The sequence below is a fragment of the Xanthomonas nasturtii genome (assembly GCF_001660815.1).
Classification (GTDB): domain Bacteria; phylum Pseudomonadota; class Gammaproteobacteria; order Xanthomonadales; family Xanthomonadaceae; genus Xanthomonas; species Xanthomonas nasturtii.
Genome location: NZ_LYMI01000012.1, coordinates 63,210 through 81,028 on the forward strand (window position 1 = coordinate 63,210; position 17,819 = coordinate 81,028).

At 66.4% G+C, this 17,819-nt stretch carries 16 protein-coding genes; 12 read left to right on the plus strand and 4 right to left on the minus strand.

Going from position 1 to position 17,819, the window contains the following annotated elements; genetic code table 11:
* The first annotated feature begins 8 nt into the window (after window positions 1-8).
* The 9 genes from xpsH to A7D16_RS06005 are packed head-to-tail and all read left to right on the plus strand — an operon-like array spanning window position 9 to window position 8,077.
* Window positions 9-518: a type II secretion system protein XpsH gene (gene xpsH / locus A7D16_RS05965; protein ID WP_010367776.1), complete on the plus strand. Its 510-nt coding sequence runs from the start codon at window positions 9-11 to the stop codon at window positions 516-518.
* Complete coding sequence (xpsI, locus tag A7D16_RS05970; RefSeq protein ID WP_064630782.1) at window positions 515-931, plus strand: type II secretion system protein XpsI; 417 nt, start codon at window positions 515-517, stop codon at window positions 929-931. The genes xpsH and xpsI overlap by 4 nt, the downstream gene beginning before the upstream one ends.
* The gene (locus tag A7D16_RS05975; protein ID WP_064630784.1) at window positions 928-1,563 is read left to right on the plus strand and encodes a type II secretion system protein J; all 636 of its coding nucleotides are present in this window, start codon (window positions 928-930) and stop codon (window positions 1,561-1,563) included. Before xpsI ends, A7D16_RS05975 begins: the two co-directional genes overlap by 4 nt.
* Window positions 1,560-2,411, plus strand: a complete 852-nt coding sequence (locus A7D16_RS05980; protein ID WP_064630787.1) for a type II secretion system minor pseudopilin — start codon at window positions 1,560-1,562, stop codon at window positions 2,409-2,411. Before A7D16_RS05975 ends, A7D16_RS05980 begins: the two co-directional genes overlap by 4 nt.
* Window positions 2,408-3,529: a PilN domain-containing protein gene (locus A7D16_RS05985; protein WP_064630789.1), complete on the plus strand. Its 1,122-nt coding sequence runs from the start codon at window positions 2,408-2,410 to the stop codon at window positions 3,527-3,529. The genes A7D16_RS05980 and A7D16_RS05985 overlap by 4 nt, the downstream gene beginning before the upstream one ends.
* On the plus strand, window positions 3,513-4,166 hold the full coding sequence (gene gspM / locus A7D16_RS05990) for a type II secretion system protein GspM (RefSeq protein ID WP_064630791.1): 654 nt from the start codon (window positions 3,513-3,515) through the stop codon (window positions 4,164-4,166). The genes A7D16_RS05985 and gspM overlap by 17 nt, the downstream gene beginning before the upstream one ends.
* Complete coding sequence (xpsN, locus tag A7D16_RS05995; RefSeq protein WP_064630794.1) at window positions 4,156-4,950, plus strand: type II secretion system protein XpsN; 795 nt, start codon at window positions 4,156-4,158, stop codon at window positions 4,948-4,950. The genes gspM and xpsN overlap by 11 nt, the downstream gene beginning before the upstream one ends.
* A complete protein-coding gene (gspD, locus tag A7D16_RS06000; protein WP_064630796.1) occupies window positions 4,947-7,241 on the plus strand; it encodes a type II secretion system secretin GspD in 2,295 nt (764 codons plus the stop codon). The genes xpsN and gspD overlap by 4 nt, the downstream gene beginning before the upstream one ends.
* A complete protein-coding gene (locus tag A7D16_RS06005) occupies window positions 7,238-8,077 on the plus strand; it encodes a glycosyltransferase family 2 protein (protein WP_064630798.1) in 840 nt (279 codons plus the stop codon). The genes gspD and A7D16_RS06005 overlap by 4 nt, the downstream gene beginning before the upstream one ends.
* Before the next feature lie 224 nt (window positions 8,078-8,301).
* Here A7D16_RS06005 and A7D16_RS06010 read toward each other — a convergent pair whose 3' ends face one another.
* The 4 genes from A7D16_RS06010 to A7D16_RS06025 form a co-directional block, all read right to left on the minus strand.
* Entirely contained in the window at window positions 8,302-9,030 is a 729-nt protein-coding gene (locus A7D16_RS06010) for a UTRA domain-containing protein (RefSeq protein ID WP_064630800.1), read from the minus strand.
* A 105-nt stretch (window positions 9,031-9,135) separates the two neighbouring features.
* Window positions 9,136-9,711 (minus strand): nicotinamide riboside transporter PnuC, encoded by a 576-nt coding sequence (gene pnuC, locus A7D16_RS06015; protein ID WP_064630802.1) that lies wholly within the window; start codon window positions 9,709-9,711, stop codon window positions 9,136-9,138.
* Window positions 9,712-9,903: 192 nt separating this feature from the next.
* Entirely contained in the window at window positions 9,904-12,066 is a 2,163-nt protein-coding gene (locus tag A7D16_RS06020; protein WP_064630804.1) for a TonB-dependent receptor, read from the minus strand.
* A gap of 30 nt (window positions 12,067-12,096) precedes the next feature.
* The gene (locus A7D16_RS06025; RefSeq protein ID WP_064630806.1) at window positions 12,097-13,254 is read right to left on the minus strand and encodes a phosphotransferase enzyme family protein; all 1,158 of its coding nucleotides are present in this window, start codon (window positions 13,252-13,254) and stop codon (window positions 12,097-12,099) included.
* A 623-nt stretch (window positions 13,255-13,877) separates the two neighbouring features.
* On the opposite strand from A7D16_RS06025, the gene A7D16_RS06035 reads away from it, so the two are divergent.
* The 3 genes from A7D16_RS06035 (at window position 13,878) to A7D16_RS06045 (ending at window position 17,801) form a co-directional block, all read left to right on the plus strand.
* Window positions 13,878-14,717 (plus strand): glycosyltransferase family 2 protein, encoded by an 840-nt coding sequence (locus tag A7D16_RS06035; RefSeq protein WP_064630810.1) that lies wholly within the window; start codon window positions 13,878-13,880, stop codon window positions 14,715-14,717.
* 129 nt (window positions 14,718-14,846) lie between these two features.
* Window positions 14,847-15,881 (plus strand): hypothetical protein, encoded by a 1,035-nt coding sequence (locus tag A7D16_RS06040; RefSeq protein ID WP_064630812.1) that lies wholly within the window; start codon window positions 14,847-14,849, stop codon window positions 15,879-15,881.
* 12 nt (window positions 15,882-15,893) lie between these two features.
* Window positions 15,894-17,801, plus strand: a complete 1,908-nt coding sequence (locus A7D16_RS06045) for a glycosyltransferase family 2 protein (RefSeq protein WP_064630814.1) — start codon at window positions 15,894-15,896, stop codon at window positions 17,799-17,801.
* Window positions 17,802-17,819 lie beyond the last annotated feature (18 nt).

Consider the following 17,819-nt stretch of genomic DNA (forward strand, 5'->3'; position numbering starts at 1 on the left):
CCCTCGCCATGCGCGTTGCGTGTCAGCCGTTGCGTCATCCGCATGGAGTGGTCGGCCCTGGTCGGGCACGCACGCGTGGCACCTCGTTGCTGGAAATGCTGCTGGTCATCGCGTTGATCGCGATGGCCGGCGTGCTCGCCGCCGCGGCATTGAACGGCGGCATCGACGGCATGCGCCTGCGCACCGCCGGCAAGGCGATTGCCTCGCAACTGCGCTACACGCGCACCCAGGCGATTGCCACCGGCACGCCGCAGCGGTTCTTGATCGACCCGCAGCAGCGCCGCTGGGAAGCCCCCGGCGGCCACCACGGCGATCTGCCGCCGTCGCTGGAAGTGCGCTTCACCGGCGCGCGCCAGGTGCAATCGCGGCAGGATCAGGGCGCGATCCAGTTCTTCCCGGATGGCGCCTCCACCGGCGGGCGCATCGATCTACAGGTCAAGGACGCGCGGTGGCGCGTGGACGTGGGCTGGATCACCGGCGAGGTGCGTTCGGGCCCGTTGCGGACGCCGTCGCCATGAGACGTCAGCGCGGTTACACCCTGATCGAAGTGATCGTCGCCTTCGCGCTACTGGCGCTGGCATTGAGCCTGTTGCTGGGGTCGTTGTCCGGTGCCGCACGCCAGGTGCGTGCAGCCGATGAAAGCACGCGCGCCACCTTGCACGCGCAGTCGCTACTGGCCATGCAAGGGATGGACAAGCCGCTGGAGCCCGAGCAGCAACAAGGCAGCTTCGAAGACGGGCACTTCCGCTGGTCGATGGACGTGCGCCCGTACGACGAACCGCGGCGCAACCCGCAGGCGCCGCTGTCGCCCGGCGCACATCGCCTGCTGCAACTGACCCTGGTGGTGCGCTGGGGCGAGCAGCCCAACCAGGTGCTGCAATGGCGCACGTTGCGGCTGGTGGCCGCCGCCGCGCAGGGCAGCCCGCCATGAGCCGTTCGCGCAGCGCCGGATTCACCCTGATCGAAGTGCTGCTGGCGACCATGCTGCTGGTCGGCGGGCTGGCCTTGGCGTTTGCCACCTTGCGCTCGGCCAGCGCGGTGAGTCAGCGCGGCGAAGCGATCGCGCAACGCAGCGAGCGCGTGCGTGCGGTGGAAGAATTCCTGCGCCGGCGGCTGGCCGCGGCATTGCAGATCGCCATGGGTATCGACCCGCAGAGCCAGCAGCCCATCTTGTTCATCGGCGAACCGCAACGCATGCGCTTTGCCGCAGACGTGCCGGATTATCTGGGCCGCGGCGGGCCGTATCTGCACGATCTCTCGGTGGCCGGCGATGGCGAACAGCGCAATCTGCTGATCGCATTGACCATGCTGCAATCGGGCAAGTCGATCGAAGAAGGCAGCACCTTGCCGCCGGAAAAACTGGCCGAAGGCGTGCAGCAGGTAAGTTTTCGTTATCGCGGCATGGATCCGCAGAACGGCCGCCTGAGCGCATGGCTGCCGCGGTGGGAATGGCACGACCGCCTGCCGCTGCTGGTGCGCATCGACATCCGCAGCGGCGACGCCGCATGGCCGTCGCTGGTGGTGGCGCTGCCGCAATCCAGCAACCCCGGGGCAGGGCAATGAGCCGCGCGCGTGGTGCCGCGCTGGTGTTGGTGTTGTGGCTGATCGCCCTGCTCACTGCGATGATCGGTGCGTTCGCGCTCACCGCACGCGTAGAAGCATTGCAGGGCAGCATGCTGCGCAATGGCGCACAGGCGCAGGAATACGCCCGCGCTGGCCTGGAATACGCACTGTCGCGCTTGCAGAGCACCGATACCCAGACACGCTGGCGCGCAGACGGCCGACGCTATCGTTGGCAGATGGACGATGCCAGTGTGGAGATTCGCATCACCGACGAAAGCGGCAAAGTAGATCTGAACATGGCCGAGCCCACCTTGCTGGCCGGTCTGGTGCGCGCGGTAGGCGGCGAGCAGGCCAATGCCGCGCGCATCGCCGGTGCCATCGTCGATTGGCGCGATGGCGATTCGTTGAGCCAGCCGGGTGGCGGCGCGGAAGATCGCGACTACGCCGACGCCGGGCTGCCGTATGGCGCAAAAGACAGCCCGTTCGAAACGCTGGGCGAACTGCGCCTGGTGCTGGGCATGGATGGCGAGTTGTATCGCAAGCTGCTGCCCAACATCACCCTGTACAGCGGGCGTTCGCGGCCTGAAGCGCGCTTTGCGCCCGGCCCGGTGTTGACCGCGATGGGCCTGGATGCGCAGCAACTGCTGGCGCAGCGTGACGCGCCGCTGGGTTTGTCGGGCAGCGAGGCGACGGTCGGTGGCTCGGACACTTATAGTATCGAGAGCCGGGCGCGACTGAGTCAGGGACGCGAGGCTGTGTTGCGGGCGGTCGTGTCCATCAGCGCGTCTGCATTACCGGGGTCGGCCTATACCGTGTTGCGTTGGGAAGAGGGAGCAGCAGTGCAATGACCGCATGGCGGGATACCTTGGGTCGTATCGGCGTACGCGCCATGCCGGGAGCCGGAGGCGTCTGGCGTTGGTGGCAACAATCGCTGCTGGCCTGGCTGCCGCAACGGTGGCAATGGCAGTTGGGTCTGTCGCAGGCACGCCTGTTGTTGCAGCAGGACGGCGACACGCTGCAGTTGCTGCGCCAGCGCGACCACAGCAGCGACACTGTCGCCAGCCTGCCGTGGCCGGTGCAGCCGCAGGAAGTGAACGCCTTGCTGCCGACCGCGCTGGAAGGCCTGCCGCGGCATTGGTTGTTGCCGGCCGCACACGCGTTGCGCCGCCCGTTGCGCCTGCCTGCCGCAGCAGCGGCGCGCCTGCAGGATGTGGCGCGCTTCGAGATCGATCGGCAAACCCCGTTCACCGCCGACCAGGTGTATTTCGATGCGCGCGTGCTCGACGTGCGCGAAGACGGCCAGCTCGATGCCGAACTGGTGGTGGTGCCGCGGCGCATGATCGACGGCCCGGCCGGTGTGCCGGACGCCTGGAACAGTACGCTGTCGGGAATCGATGTTGCCGATGCGAACGGTCTGCCGCTGGGCGTGAACCTGCTGCCCCCAGCGCGACGCCTGCGCCGCAGCGACCCGATGCAGCGCTGGAACCTGATGCTCGCTGCCGCCGCACTGGTGTTGTTGGCCGTGGCCGGCTGGTTGCTGCTCGACAATCGCCGCCAGGCTGCCGACGATCTGCGCGCCAAGGTGCAGGCCAATGCTGCGCGCGCGCGCCAGGTTGCCGCCGAACGCCAGCAGTTGCTCGATCTGGTTGAAGGCGCCCGGTTTTTCCAGCAGCAACGCGCCACCCGCCCGACCTCGGTGGAAATCTGGGACGAGTTGAGCCGGCGTCTGCCCGGCGGCACCTATCTGGAAAAATTCTCGGTCGAAGGCGGGCAATTGCAGTTGATCGGCTTGAGCAACGAAGCCTCCTCGCTGGTGCGCCGTCTGGAAGGCTCGCCGCTGTGGCGCACGCCCTCGCTGACCGGCGTGCTGCAGAGCGATGCCGGTCGCAACGTCGACCGTTTCACCATCACCGCCGAGCTGGCCGGCCCCGATGCGAAGGAGGCGGCCAATGCCACGCAGCGTTAAGCGCGATCGCTGGATCGCTTTGGGGATACTGCTGCTGGTGATCGGCGTGGCGTATCTGGTGCTGGTGCACCCGTGGTTCACCCAACCGATGATCGCCGTGCAGGACGACCTGCAATCGCTGCGCGAGCGCGAGCTGCGCGTGCGCGTGCAATTGCAGCAGGCGCCGGAAGTCAGCAAGCGGCTGCGCCAGGCGCGTCAGACGCTGGAAAGCCGCCCGGGCTTCTTGCCGGAGACCTCGGCCGAACTCGCCTCCGCCGGGTTGGTGCAGCGGCTGGAACGCGCGGTGGTGGAAGCCAGCCCCGGCAACCGCAGCTGCGCCATCAGCAACCGCTCGCCGTTGCAGCCGGAGAGCAAGGACCGCTTCACCCGCGTGGCGGTGCAGGTGCGTTTGCGCTGCGGCACCCCGGAACTGGCCTCGGTGTTGTACAGCCTGGAAAACGGCACCCCGCGTCTGTTCGTGGACAACCTCAACGTGATGGCGCAGCGCTACCAGCTCTCGCCCAACGAAAGCGGCAACGGCCTGGATATCGCCTTCGAACTGGCCGGCTACCTGCGCCCGGGCGCCAGCGCCGCGCCGCTGAATACCGAGACCGCGCCCACTGCGCCAGCCGCCGCGGAGGCCAGCAATGCGCCTTGACATGATCGGCCTGCGCACCTGGTTGCTGGCTACCGTGGTCGGCTGGGCACTGCTGGTGTGCGTGCTGGCAGTTGCCGGCCTGGGCAAGCGTGTGGAGCTGCTGCCGGACGACCCCGCGCTGGTGCAGCGGTTGCCCACCTTGCCGGCACCGGCCCCGGAGCGGCTGGGCGCGTTCGTGAAATATTCGGAGATCGCCGCGCATCCGGCGTTCGCTGAAGACCGCCTGCCGCATCCGTTCTTCCTGTCCGGCAACGACGGCAGTGGCGCCGCTTCCACGGTGCGCCTGACCGGCGTGCTGCTGACCGAAAACTTCAAGATGGCCACGCTGACCCTGGACCCGCAGGATTCGGTGCGCGTGCAGCTGGGCGGCGACGCAGTGAAGGGCTGGCGCCTGCTCGCCCTGCAGCCGCGTAGCGCAACCATCGAAGGCCCCAGCGGCACTCAGACACTGGAATTGCACGTGTTCAACGGCCAGGGCGGGCAGCCGCCCACCGCCAATGCGGCCGCGCGTGGTGCCGCCGCGGAAACCCCGCCGTTGCCCTCTCCCGATGCTGCCGCGGTTGCACCGGCGCAGCCGCCGCCGCCAGCGCAACCCGCCCCGTCTGCGCAGCAGCCCGGCGGGCAGGCACCGCCCACGGCGCCGCCGCAGCGCAGCGATGGCGCGCAGGAAGCCCCACGCCCCTCCGACGATCAGATGCGTGCCATCCGCGAACGCATCGAAGCCCGACGCCGCCAGCTGCAACAGCAGCGCCAGAGCGGCTCTACCCCCGGTCAGACCCAATGAGTGAACGCATGACGCCGCGCCTGTTTCCCGTGTCCCTGCTGATTGGCCTGCTGGCCGGTTGCGCCACCACTCCGCCGCCGGACGTGCGCCGCAATGCGCGCCTGGACCCGCAAGTCGGCGCTGCCGGCGCCACCCAGACCCCCGCCGAACAACGTGCAGACGGCAACGTCAGCGCCAGTGCCAAACCGAGCCCGGTGATCCGCCGCGGCAGCGGCACCATGATCAACCAGAGCGCCGCCGCCGCGCCGTCGCCCACGCTGGGCATGGCCAGCAGCGGCAGCGCCACCTTCAATTTCGAAGGCGAGTCGGTGCAGGCGGTGGTCAAGGCGATCCTGGGCGACATGCTCGGCCAGAACTACGTCATCGCGCCGGGCGTGCAGGGCACCGTGACCCTGGCCACGCCCAACCCGGTCTCGCCGGCGCAGGCCCTGAACCTGCTGGAAATGGTGCTGGGCTGGAACAACGCGCGCATGGTGTTCAGCGGTGGCCGCTACAACATCGTGCCGGCCGATCAGGCGCTGGCCGGCACCGTCGCGCCCAGCACCGCATCGCCCTCGGCCGCGCGCGGGTTCGAAGTGCGCGTGGTGCCGTTGAAGTTCATCTCCGCCAGCGAAATGAAGAAGGTGCTGGAGCCGTATGCGCGGCCGAATGCCATCGTCGGCACCGACCCGTCGCGCAACGTCATCACCCTGGGCGGTACCCGTGCCGAGCTGGAGAACTACCTGCGTACCGTGCAGATCTTCGACGTGGACTGGTTGTCGGGCATGTCGGTGGGCGTGTTCCCGATCCAGTCCGGCAAGGCCGAAAAGGTCAGCGCCGATCTGGAAAAGGTGTTCGGCGAACAGAGCAAGACGCCCAGCGCCGGCATGTTCCGCTTCATGCCGCTGGAAAACGCCAACGCGGTGCTGGTGATCACCCCGCAACCGCGCTACCTGGACCAGATCCAGCAGTGGCTGGACCGCATCGACAGCGCCGGCGGCGGTGTGCGGTTGTTTTCGTACGAGTTGAAGTACATCAAGGCCAAGGACCTGGCCGATCGGTTGTCTGAGGTGTTCGGCGGCCGCAGTAGCGGCGGCGATTCCAATGCCTCGCTGGCGCCGGGCGCCGAGAGCAGCGTGCTCGGTGGCGCGCTCGGTAATCGTGACAGCAGCATGGGTGGCAGCTCCGGCATGACCGGTGGCAGCGTCGGCGAAAGCGGCGATGGCAGTTCGTCCGGCAGCAGCTTCGGTGGCAGCAGTGGGAGCGGCAGCAGTGGTGGCCTGGGCAACGGCAGCCTGCAGCTGTCCCCGCGCAGCAACGGCAATGGCGCGGTGACCCTGGAAGTGGAAGGCGACAAGGTCGGTGTGTCGGCGGTGGCCGAAACCAACACTTTGCTGGTGCGCTCCACACCGCAGTCGTGGGCCTCGATCCGCGACGTCATCGAAAAGCTCGATGTGATGCCGATGCAGGTGCATATCGAGGCGCAGGTGGCTGAGGTGAATTTGACTGGTGAGCTGCAGTACGGTGTGAATTGGTATTTCGAAAATGCAGTGAGCGTGCCAGTGGCATCCGGTGGGCCCGGCCTGCCACCTGCCGTAGGACGCGGCATCTGGGGCGACATTGCAGGAACCGTCACCAACGGTGGGGTGGGCTGGACATTTCTTGGCAAGAATGCAGCGGCAGTCATCAGTGCGTTGGATACCGTGACTAACGTACGTTTGCTGCAGACGCCTTCGGTGTTCGTGCGCAACAACGCCGAAGCCACGCTCAATGTGGGCTCGCGCATTCCGATCAATTCGACGTCGATCAATACCGGGCTGGGCAGCGACAGCAGCTTTTCGTCGGTGCAGTACATCGACACCGGCGTGATCTTGAAGGTACGTCCACGGGTCACCAAGGACGGCATGGTGTTCCTGGATATCGTGCAGGAGGTCAGCACGCCGGGTGCACGACCGCCGGCGTGTACTGCGGCGGCTACCACAACCGTCAACAGCGCCGCTTGTAACGTCGATATCAATACGCGCCGTGTCAAAACCGAAGCTGCAGTGCAGAGCGGCGACACCATGATGCTCGCAGGCTTGATCGACGACACGACGAGCGACGTCAGTGCAGGCGTCCCCTTCTTGAGCAAGCTGCCAGTTGTCGGCGCCCTGTTCGGTCAAAAGACCAGGAATACCGACCGCCGCGAAGTCATCGTGCTGATCACTCCGTCGATCGTCCGCAATCCGCAGGAGGCACGCAATCTCACCGACGAGTACGGCGAGAAGTTCCGGGCGATGGATCCGCTTGATGCAGCCAAGAAACTAAGGTGAGTGCAGCGCTGCCCGTCGTGCTGGTGCCGGTCGGCACCGACGACGAGGCGCTGGACGCGTGTTTAGGCGCGCTGGACGCCGCCACGCCCGCAGGCACGCGGGTGTGGCTGGCCGACGATGCCCAGGCCGGTCCGCGCGGGCGCGTGGTGATCGAACACTGGCTGGCGCGCACGCAGTTGCAGGCACACCACACCCGTCGCCAGCGCATGCTTGGCGAGGTGGCACATCTGGACGAAATGCTCAGCGCCTGCGGCGACGCCGATGTGGTGGTGCTGGGGGTGGATGCCTGCCCGTTGCCCGGGTGGTTGCGGCAACTCACCGCATGTTTTGCACGCGATGCGGCGATCGCCACGGCCACGCCGTGGAGCAATGTCGGCGAAGCCTGCAGCTGGCCGCGGCTGGGCGAACTCAATCCGATGCCGGATGCACCCGAACGGCTTGCGGCTGCCTGTGCCGCGATGCCGCCGCTGCACCCGGAACTGCCGTCGGCGATCGGGCATGCAGTGCTGTTGCGTGGCACTGCACGCCGCAAGGCCGGTGGCCTGGATGCCAGCAGTTACGGCTCGTGGTATGCCGCACTTGTGGATTTGAGCCTGCGCATGGGCGGGCTGGGATGGCGCAACGTGCTGTGTGATACCGCGTTTGTTGCCTCGCCGCACGAAGGCCGCCCGGCCGATGGCGACATGGACGCACTGGCCACCCGCTGGCCGGCATGGCATACGCGCCTGGCCAACTTCCTCATGCACGACCCGCTGCGCGCCCGGCGCGATCAGCTCACCCAACTGCTGGCCGACCTCCCGCCACCGGACCCGCAACGCGCGCTATTCGACGCGTAGAGAAGCTAACACAGCACCTGCGCTCGGCGCCAAGAGCGCGTGGCCGGCGCTCGGCGCCGCATGTGTCACCTGCGCGCCGTGTTCCGAGCGCACAACCGAATTCAGATCGATAGTTCACGATGTGCTGTCAGTGACGCCAAGCCCGCACTAAAGATGCAAAGAAAGCAGCGCGGTATGCTCTTCCCGATTCCCGATTCCCGATTCCCGATTCCCGATTCCCCGCGCTACAGCGCCGAGCGCGTCGGTGCCTCCGTGCGCACCACCACATCCAGCGCGTCGTGCCGCCAGGATTCGATATCCAGTTCCACCGCGCTGCCGTCTTCGGCAAAGCTGATCCGCTGCAGACGGAAACACGGGGTGCCGGGGGTGGATTGCAGCAGCATCGCCTGCGCCGCATCCAGGCCGGCCGGATGCATCGACAGCTGCGCGCGGCTCAGGAACAGGCCGAGCCGCTGGTTGAACACGCTCGACAGCGAGCCGGCCAGATCGTGTTCGAGCAGGCCAGGCGCCCAGGCCGCGAGCACCACATTGGTTTCCAGCAGCACGGCGCGGCGGTCGATCCAGCGCCGGCGTTGCAGCACAAACACGTCGTCGTACGGGCTATCCAGGCGCAATGCCGCAGCATAGGCGGCGCCTGCTGCCTGCCGGGTGGCGCTCAATAACTCGGTGCGCGGCTTGCGTCCTTGCGCCGCCACGTACTGCATGAAACCGGCAATGCTGGTGGGGTCGTAGCGCACGCGCGGTGCACTGACAAACCAGCCGCGGCGGTTTTCGCGGTAGATGCGGCCTTCGGCTTCAAGCTGCTGCAGCGCTTCGCGCAACGTGATGCGGGTGCAGGCGAACCGCTCGGCCAACGCGCGTTCCACCGGCAGGCGTTGATCCGGCCCCCATTCGCCGGCGGCAATCTGCGCAGAAATCACTTCGGTGATGGTGTGCTGGCGCGACACGCTCATGCGGCGAACCGCCGAGGAAGCGCGCAGGGCATGGGCAAGGCAATGAGTTGAAAGGCGTACATGCTGCGATGGTAAAGAAGAACGCGTGCGCAAACTGCGCTTGGCTCAGTGGGCGCCGGCCAGGTTCCGGTTCTGTTGGGTTTTCCAGCTGTGCCAGCCGTACACGGCAAGTGCCACGAAGCCGGCATAAAGCACGGCGGTGGGGTAGAGCCCCGTGCTGATGAAGACGCCGACATACACGCAGTCCAGCACGATCCACAACACCCAGTTGGCGATGCGCTTGCGTGCTGCCCAGACGCTGGCGACCAGGCTGAAGCTGGCCAGCGCCGCGTCCAGCCACGGCAGCGCCGCATCGGTGCGGTAATGCATGTAAGCACCGAGTGCGGCAGCGAACGCCGCGCCGATGCACAGCGACAGCCACAGTTCCGCAACCGGCATCGGCAGCGGGCGAATCCGCGTTTGGACAGCGCTTCCGCGTTGCCAGTGCCCCCATCCGTAGAGCTGGGTCAGCACGTAGACGCCTTGCAACAGCATGTCCGAGTACAGCTTCCACTGATAGAACAGCCATGCATACAACGCCACCGCCACGATGCCGACCGGCCAGCACCAACGGGTGCGCCGCGCGGTCAGCCATACGCCCAGCAGGTTGATCACGACGGCGATGGATTCGAGCAGCAGCATGGAAGGCCTGAAGGGAATGCAGAGTGGAAGCTGGATCGAGGTGCAATGCTGCAGACAGGTCAACGCGACGGTGCAAGCACCAGGTGAGCGTTTGTCATTTGGTGCCATCTACCCATGCGCTGCACTCACGACAGCAACAGCGCAACGAACGCACATCAGCTGCTGGCGAATCGAATGGCTGCATCAGCGCTTTTAAAAATCCACCTGCACGGTCAGGCGCGCCGTCCGCGGTGCGCCGGGGAACAGATAGGCATCGCCCTGGTATTCGCCGGAATCGCGCCAGTAGCGCTTGTCGAACACGTTGTCCACATTCAAGCGCCAGGTGGTGGCCAGCCCGCCCAGCGCAGTGGCATAGCGCGCGCCCAGATTGGCCACGGTGTAGGCCGGTACGCTGGCAGTGCCGATTCGGTCGGCGAACTTGCGCCCGCTGTATTGCACGCCAGCCAGCAGCGCCAGCCCATCGACACCGGGCACGCTGTAATCGGCCTGCACACTGGCGCGCAGCTTGGGCACGTTGATCGCCTGATGGCCTTCGTACTCGGCAATGTCGGTGCCTTCTGCGCGCGCGCGGATCGCCGCAACGCTGGCGAAGATGCGCAGTTGTTCGGTGGCTGCGCCGTCGGCCGACAGCTCCAGGCCGCGGTTGTGCAGGCGGCCTTGTTGCACGTAGAGCAGGCCGCCATCGGCCTGCGCTTGGGTGAACTGGTAGGCCTGGCGGATGTCGAACAGCGCCGCGCCCAGGCGCAGGCCCTGCAGATCGATCTTGGCGCCGGTTTCCAGCTGATAGGCGTTGGTGGGCGGCAGGATTTCATCGGCGTTATCGGCAAACCACGGCGCGGTGCCGCCGGCGGCCAGGCTCTTGGCGTAGCTGGCATACAGCGACACGTTCTGCTGCGGTTTGAACAACAGTGCCGCCTGCGGCAGCACCGCGTCCTTCCGGGTGCGCCGCTCCAGCATGCCGTCGCGATCGAACGCGCGTTCGTCCAGCCGCACGGCGCGCGCGCCCAGCGCCAGCTCCCACTGCTCACCCAGGCCGATACGGTCGGCCAGCACCAGCGCGCGCTGGCGGCTATCCAGGCGGCGTTGTTTGGGGTCCAGGGGGGCATCGGTTTGTGCGAACACGGCCGGGTCGCGGTCGATGCTGCCGCTGCCGACGAATTCGTTGACCGAGCCAAAGCGATCGATGGTGCGGCGTAGCCAGTCGCCACCGATGCTCAGATGGTGATCCAGTGCACCGGTGAGCACGTGGCCTTCCAGCGTGGCGCGCAGTTGATCATGCACGCGGGTGTCGTCGGGGCTGCGGTAGTCGTAGACGTCGTAATCGCCCTGCGCGCTGAAGAAGTTCGGCGTGGCGATGTCCGCGCAGCTTGCCGCGCCATAGCAGCCCCAGGCGAATGCGGAGAAATCGTTGATCACCGAGCGGCTGCGCGATGCCTCGGCGGTGGCGCGCCAGTCGTCGTTGAACTGGTAGGCGTAGCGCAGCTGGGCGTTGAGCGAATCCATTTCCACCGGCCGTGCCCACGGCTGGTAACCCAGCAGGCGACGCACGTCGATATCGCGCGGCACCTGCGTGCCGCCGAGCAATTGGTAGCCGGGTACCGAGCGCTGTTGCCGATGCTGGTATTCCACGTCCAGCTGCAGCAGCGCTTGCGGGCTGATCTTCCAGTCGCCGGCCAGCGAGAGGAAATTGCGGTAGCCATCGGCATGGTCGACATAACTATTGATGTCTTCGCGTGCGGCGTTGACGCGCACTCCCAGCGTGCGTTCGGCACCGAACCAGTCGCCCAGGTCGGCGGCAACATAGCGCGAGCCCTGCTCGTCGGTGCCCAGGGTCACGCTGCGCACGTGCTCGGGCCGCTTGGTGCGGTAGTCGATCAAGCCGGCCGGCTCGTTGACGCCCGACTGCAGTCCGGCCAGACCCTTGAGAAGTTGCACCTGCTGCTTGTTTTCCAGCGCGATCGTCTGTTCGCCCACCGCGCTCAGGCCGTTGATGCGATAGCTGTTTGCGGCATTGAGCGAATAGCCGCGCACCACGAAGTTTTCGTAATAACCGATCGGCGCATACGCATCGCCAGCGGAGGCGTCGGCGCGCAGCACCTCACTGAGCACGCGCGCCTGACGGTCCAGCAATTGCGCGCGCTCGATGACTGCGATCGAGGCCGGTGCGTCCAGCAGCCGGGTTGCGCCGAATCCGCTCAATGCGGTGTTGGTTTCGGCATGCTCGCCACGCACGTTGACCGCATCCAGTTCGACCGCATCGGCGTCGGGTTGCTGCTGCGCCAGTGCAGGAGCGCAGCACAGCGCCAATGCAAGCGCGAGCGGGCAGCGGGAGAGCAGGGGAGATGCAACGGACATGGGCAGGACTCAACAGAGAAGGGAAGGCGCTCATGGCAACCGGTGCGCACGCGCGTGCAGATGCTTGAGCAGGTGCTGGCCGTCGGCGCTGGTAAACCAGTCCGCATGGCCCAGCAAATAGCGGTGATAGGCGATGTCGGCATTCGCGGGCGAGCGCGTGATGCCGGCGAAGTATTCGATTTCGCTCAGCGCGAAGTCGGCATGCACGATGGGCAGCAGCGCGGCCAGGCAGCGCACTTGGTTGGCATCCAGCGGGCGATGCTGCGCGTAGCCATCCAGCAGCGCGTCGAGCTGGGCCAGCTCGGCCTGCGCGCGTGCGCCGGTGTCCAGTCGCAACCACGGGATGAGGTTGCGTTCGATGGCGGTGGCCAGATCGAACAGCGCGCTGCTGCAATCGCTCAAGCCGAAATCGAAGATGGCGCTGACGCGGGTATGCCCGTCGTCGGTGTCCCACAGCAGGTTGGACGCGTGCCAATCGCCATGGGTCCACAGCGGCGGTAGCGCGCCCGGTGCGGACAGCAGTGGCCATGCACGCGCATGCCAGGGCAGCAGATGGGTGGCGAAGTCGTGCTGCCAGGGGCGGTGCTGCAGCGCCGCTGCCAGGCGTGGCCGTGCCGGCAAGACCGCATGCAATGCCTGCACGGGGTCGGCCTGCGCAAACAGGCGCAGATTGGCGACCAGCACGCTGGTGGAGCGCGCGGGTGCATCGAAGCCCTGGGCGGCGGTGTGCAAGCGCGCCAGCGCGACGCCGGCGGCCTGTGCATGCGCAGCGTCGGTGAACGGTGTCCACGACAAGGCATCGCGGTAGATGTCGCGTCCGGCGCCGACGCGCTGCACCTCGTACACCCAATCGTCGTGTGCCAGCGCAGTGCGGCCCTGGGCGTCGTGCAGCACTTCCACCACCGGTGCGCCGGCCCAGCGCAGATGGGCCATGAAGCTGTGCTCCTCGCGCAACGCGGCGACGCTGCGCACGCTGCGGTGGTGGCGTTTGACGATGAGCGGGCCGCTGGCAGTGTCCACGCAGGCCGCCGCCGAGAACGGGCGCGCGCTATGCCAGCGCACCGCGGCAAGCTGGCCCAGTGCCGGAAACCCCTGCAATACGCGCTGGATTTCGTCGGTGCTCAGCACCGGCCAATCCGGCAGCGCCAGTTCCAGGCTCATGCCATGTACCTGATGCGGCACGCTCATGGCGGCGCGCCTTGCGTACGCCTGCGGCGTGCGGCACCGGTGGGTGGTATAGACCAGGCGGTCAGGAGTGAAGCGGCGGACCCGGCGCGCGCGCCGGCATCGACAAGGACGGCGCTGCCAGGCCGTCGTTGCATCGCATCCGCCATCAGGCAGCCGCGACGCAGGGAATGAAAAGGCAGCGCGAAACCAAAAGGTCGCTGGCCGTCATCTCAACAATCAGGTGTGGGAGTGCATCAAAGCGACTGGCAAAACGGGTGGCTGTCAGGTGGGTGCGGGCGGCGCGCTCTCAAAAAAAACGCGATGTACGCCTGGTACATGCACCGCGTGCTGCCCGCGCTCGCCTGTTGGCTGCGCAATCGTGTTGCTGGTCGCTCAAGTGTCGCAAACGGAGACCGCATGGCGGCTCCAAGCGCGCAGTATGCGCTTTGCGGCGATGGGTCGCCATGCCGGTGTGGCGCGGTCGCGCGAGCGCCGGCGAGGCCGGTGCAGCCGCGACAGCAGTTGGCGCGCAACCTGCAGCCCGCATCTGCAGCCCGCAGCCCGCACCCGCAGCCCGCAGCCCGCAGCCCGCAGCGTCGAAGTTGAGATGGCGCTGCGCCGTCCCGGCACCGGATAATGGCCGGATGACTCCCGTCCAGATCGCCGCCGTCGTCGTCACCTACCAGAGCAGCAGCACCATCGATGCGTGCCTGTCGCGATTGCGCGCGGCCGCGGGCATCAGCGAGATCCGGGTGGTCGACAACGCCTCCAGCGACGACACCCTGGAAGTGGTGCAGCGCCACGCGCTGGCCGACGCGCGGCTGCATTTCATCGCCAACCCGGACAACCCCGGTTTTGCCACCGCCTGCAACCAGGGCGCGCGCGACTCGCAGGCGCCCTGGCTGGTCTTCATCAACCCGGACCTGATGGTCGAGCGCGACACCTTGCTGCAGCTCTGCGACCGCGCGGCCGGGCATCCGGCGGTGCTGTTGGGAGTGGAACAGGTGGACGAACAAGGCCGCCCGGATGCTGCCGTGCGCCGTCGCGACCCGGACTTTGCCGCCATGCTGCGCGCCCCGCGTGCCGCCGCCCAGCTGGCGGTGCCGGCCGACCCGGCGTGCGCCTTGCAGACGGTGGATGCCATCTCCGGTGCGTTGATGCTGATGCAGCGCAGCCTGTTCGACCGGCTGGACGGCTGGGACAGCGGCTACCGGCTGCATGCCGAGGACCTGGATCTGTGCCGGCGTGCGCGCCAGGCCGGCGCGCTGGTGGCGGTGGCCAACGATCTGCAGGTGCTGCACGTGCGCGGGGTCTCCAGCCGTGCACGCCCGTTCTTTGTGGAATGGCATAAGCACCGCGGCTTGTGGCGCTATTTCCGCAAGTTCGAAGCCGGCCAACGCGGGCTGTTCACCCGTCTCGGCGTGTGGCTTGCCATCTGGACCCATGCCGCTGCGCAGGTGCCGCGTTTGTTGCAAAAGAAATGAGTTTGATCGCGTTAAATTTGTGATAAATCAGTGATGGGTCGCCGCAAAAACTGTGATACGTTGCGCCCCGAAGTGTGATCAATCATTAGCTTCCTGTCCCTCTCGGGTCCCCCATCAGGAATCGTGCAAATGTCCTTACAGAACGACCCGCAATTGCGGGTACGTCAGTCGTGCGCCGCCCCGCTGCAGTCCAGCCCGGTTGGCCCGACGTGTCGCCCCAATCCAGCTGCCCGTCGCGCGCCGTCGATCCTGGCCTCAGCGCTTGCACTGAGCTGCCTGCTTGCCGCCTCGCCGGGTACCGCCCTGGCCGGTGCCTGGACCCAGCCGCAGGGCGACACCTTGGTGATCGTCAAGGCCTTGCATAGCGATGGCCGTGGGTGGTTCGACGATAGTCACCACCGCACCACGTTTGGCGACGGCCAGCAGTTCGACGGCAACGGCCGCAGCCGTCAGGACCAGCTCAATGTGTATGTCGAGCATGGTTTGACCGACAAGCTCAGCTTCATCGGCAATTTCTATTTCACCGATGTCGGTTTCAGCAGCCACGATGTTGGTCGCGGCCGGCAGCAAACCAGTACGACCGGTTTTTCCGATCAAGAAATCGGCTTGCGCTACGCGCTTCCGAGCGCGCCGGACGATGTCTGGCGCAGTTCGGTGCAAGGGCTGGTCAGTATCCCGGCCTATGGCCGCAGCAAGACCTACCACCCGAACAATCCCCCGGCGAATTCCGATCCCGCGCTCGGCTTGGGCGATTACGGCCTGGAGCTGCGGTATAGCCGTGGCCGCGGCTACACGCTGGGCGGACGCAATGGGTACGTTGATTTGGGGGGCGCAGTGCGCCTGCGCGGCAGTGCGGCTTCCGATGAAGTGAGGGTGGATGCCTCCACCGGCTTGAGCCTGACCCCGAGCTGGTTGTTGCTCGGCGAACTCAACGTCATCCAGGGTCTGGGCAATGGCCGTAACAACTTCGACGTCCCAGGTTCGGCTGGGGGCGTGGGCTTTGTCGCCACCGGCACCAACTACGACCTGACCAAGCTGCAGCTGTCCACGTTGTATACCGCGCCGGGCGGCAGCCAATGGCAGCTGGGGTATCAGCAGCCGGTGATGGGCCGCAACACTGCTGCCGCAGGCGGGCCATTCGTGGCCGCCTGGTGGCGTTTCTAAGGGCGCGTCCACATGACGGTCACCTGCGAAATGGAGGCGCTGGGACGCGCGCCGGACATCGGCCGCGAGCGCGGTCTGCTGGGTCGTGCGCTGGTTTCGGCAGGCGTCATCACCGATGAACAGCTGCGCTTGGCGCTGGCCTTGCAGCAACGCTGGAACTCGCGTCTGGGCGATGTGATCCTGGCCCAGCGCGGTGTCCCGGCGCAGCGGTTCTACGCCATCGTTGCGGCGCACTTCGGGCTGCAATTCGTCGATCTTGTGCAGCAGTCGCCGGATCCGGCGCTGCTGACTCCCGGCGATCTGGACAGCTACGCGCAGCGCCTGGTGTTGCCGTGGCGGCGCGAGGACGGCGTGCTGGTGTTGGCCGTGGCCGACCCCGATCCAGCGTTGTTCGCCTGGGCGCGTGCGCATTACGGCGAAGACGTGCGCTTTGTCGGCACCGCCAAGTTCGACATCATCTGGAGCCTGCAGCGCTACGCCGACGAGCAGCTCACCGATAACGCACTGAACCTGCTCGCCTCGCACGCGCCGACCTATTCGGCACGCCAGGTGGTCACGCGCGGGCAGAAGCACGCGCTGTGGGCGATCGCTGCGGTGTTGCTGCTTGCGATGGTGGTGTTTCCGGTGCCGGCCTTGATCACCGTCAACGTGCTGGTGGCGCTGGGCTTTTTGGCGACCTTCGGTTTGAAGCTGTTGCTGGTGTGGTTCGGCTCGCGCCATCGCATCGACATCAAGGTCACCGAAGACGAAGTGGCCACGCTGCGCGACGACGACCTGCCGGTCTACACCGTGCTGGTGCCGATGTACAAGGAACCGGAAGTCCTGCCGATTCTGGCCAATGCGCTGCGCAAGCTGGACTACCCGATCAGCAAGCTCGACGTGAAGCTGGTGCTGGAAGCGGACGATTTCGAGACTATCGACGCGGCCAAGAAACTGGGCCTGGAAGCATTCTTCGAAATCATCCGGGTGCCGCCGTCGCAGCCCAAGACCAAGCCCAAGGCCTGCAACTACGCGCTGCATTTTGCGCGCGGCGAACTGCTCACCATCTACGACGCCGAAGACAAGCCCGAGCCGGACCAGCTCAAGCGCGTGGTGGCGGCGTTCCGCAAGGCCGAGAAGGATGTGGTGTGCATCCAGGCGCGGCTGAACTACTACAACGCCGACGAAAACTGGCTGACGCGGATGTTCACGCTGGAGTACACGCTCTGGTTCGACTTCTACCTGCCGGCGCTGGAATACCTGCGTATCCCGATTCCGCTGGGCGGCACCTCCAATCACTTCCGCCTGGACGTGTTGCGCCAGGTGCGTGCATGGGACCCGTACAACGTCACCGAAGACGCCGACCTGGGCGTGCGGCTGATCCAGAACGGCTACCGCGTCAACGTGGTGAACTCCACCACGTTCGAAGAAGCCAACGTCAGCATTCCCAACTGGATCCGGCAGCGTTCGCGCTGGCTCAAGGGCTACATGCAGACCTGGCTGGTGCACATGCGCGACCCGGTGCATCTGTATCGCAGCACCGGGTTCAAGGGGTTTTGGGGCTTTCAGTTCTTTATTGGCGGTAATTTTTTCATCGCGTTGGGCGTGCCGGTGATGTGGGCGTTGTGCCTGATCAGCATCGTGGGCGGCGCGCGCGTTTTCGATGCGATTTTCCCGCCGTGGCTGGCTGCAGTGTCCCTGGTCAACCTGCTGCTGGCCAATGCATTTTTCATCTACATCACGTTGGTGGCTGCGTTCAAACGCGACTACTTCAAGCTGGCGCCCTACGCGCTGACGGTGCCGTTCTATTGGGTGCTGCAGTCGGTCGCCGCCTACAAGGGTCTCTGGCAGCTGATCCACAATCCGTTCTATTGGGAGAAAACCACGCATGGCATCAGCAAGCATTCGGAAAACGAGCGCCGCGCCGCACTCGAAGAGTGACGCGGTAACGCCGCGTCG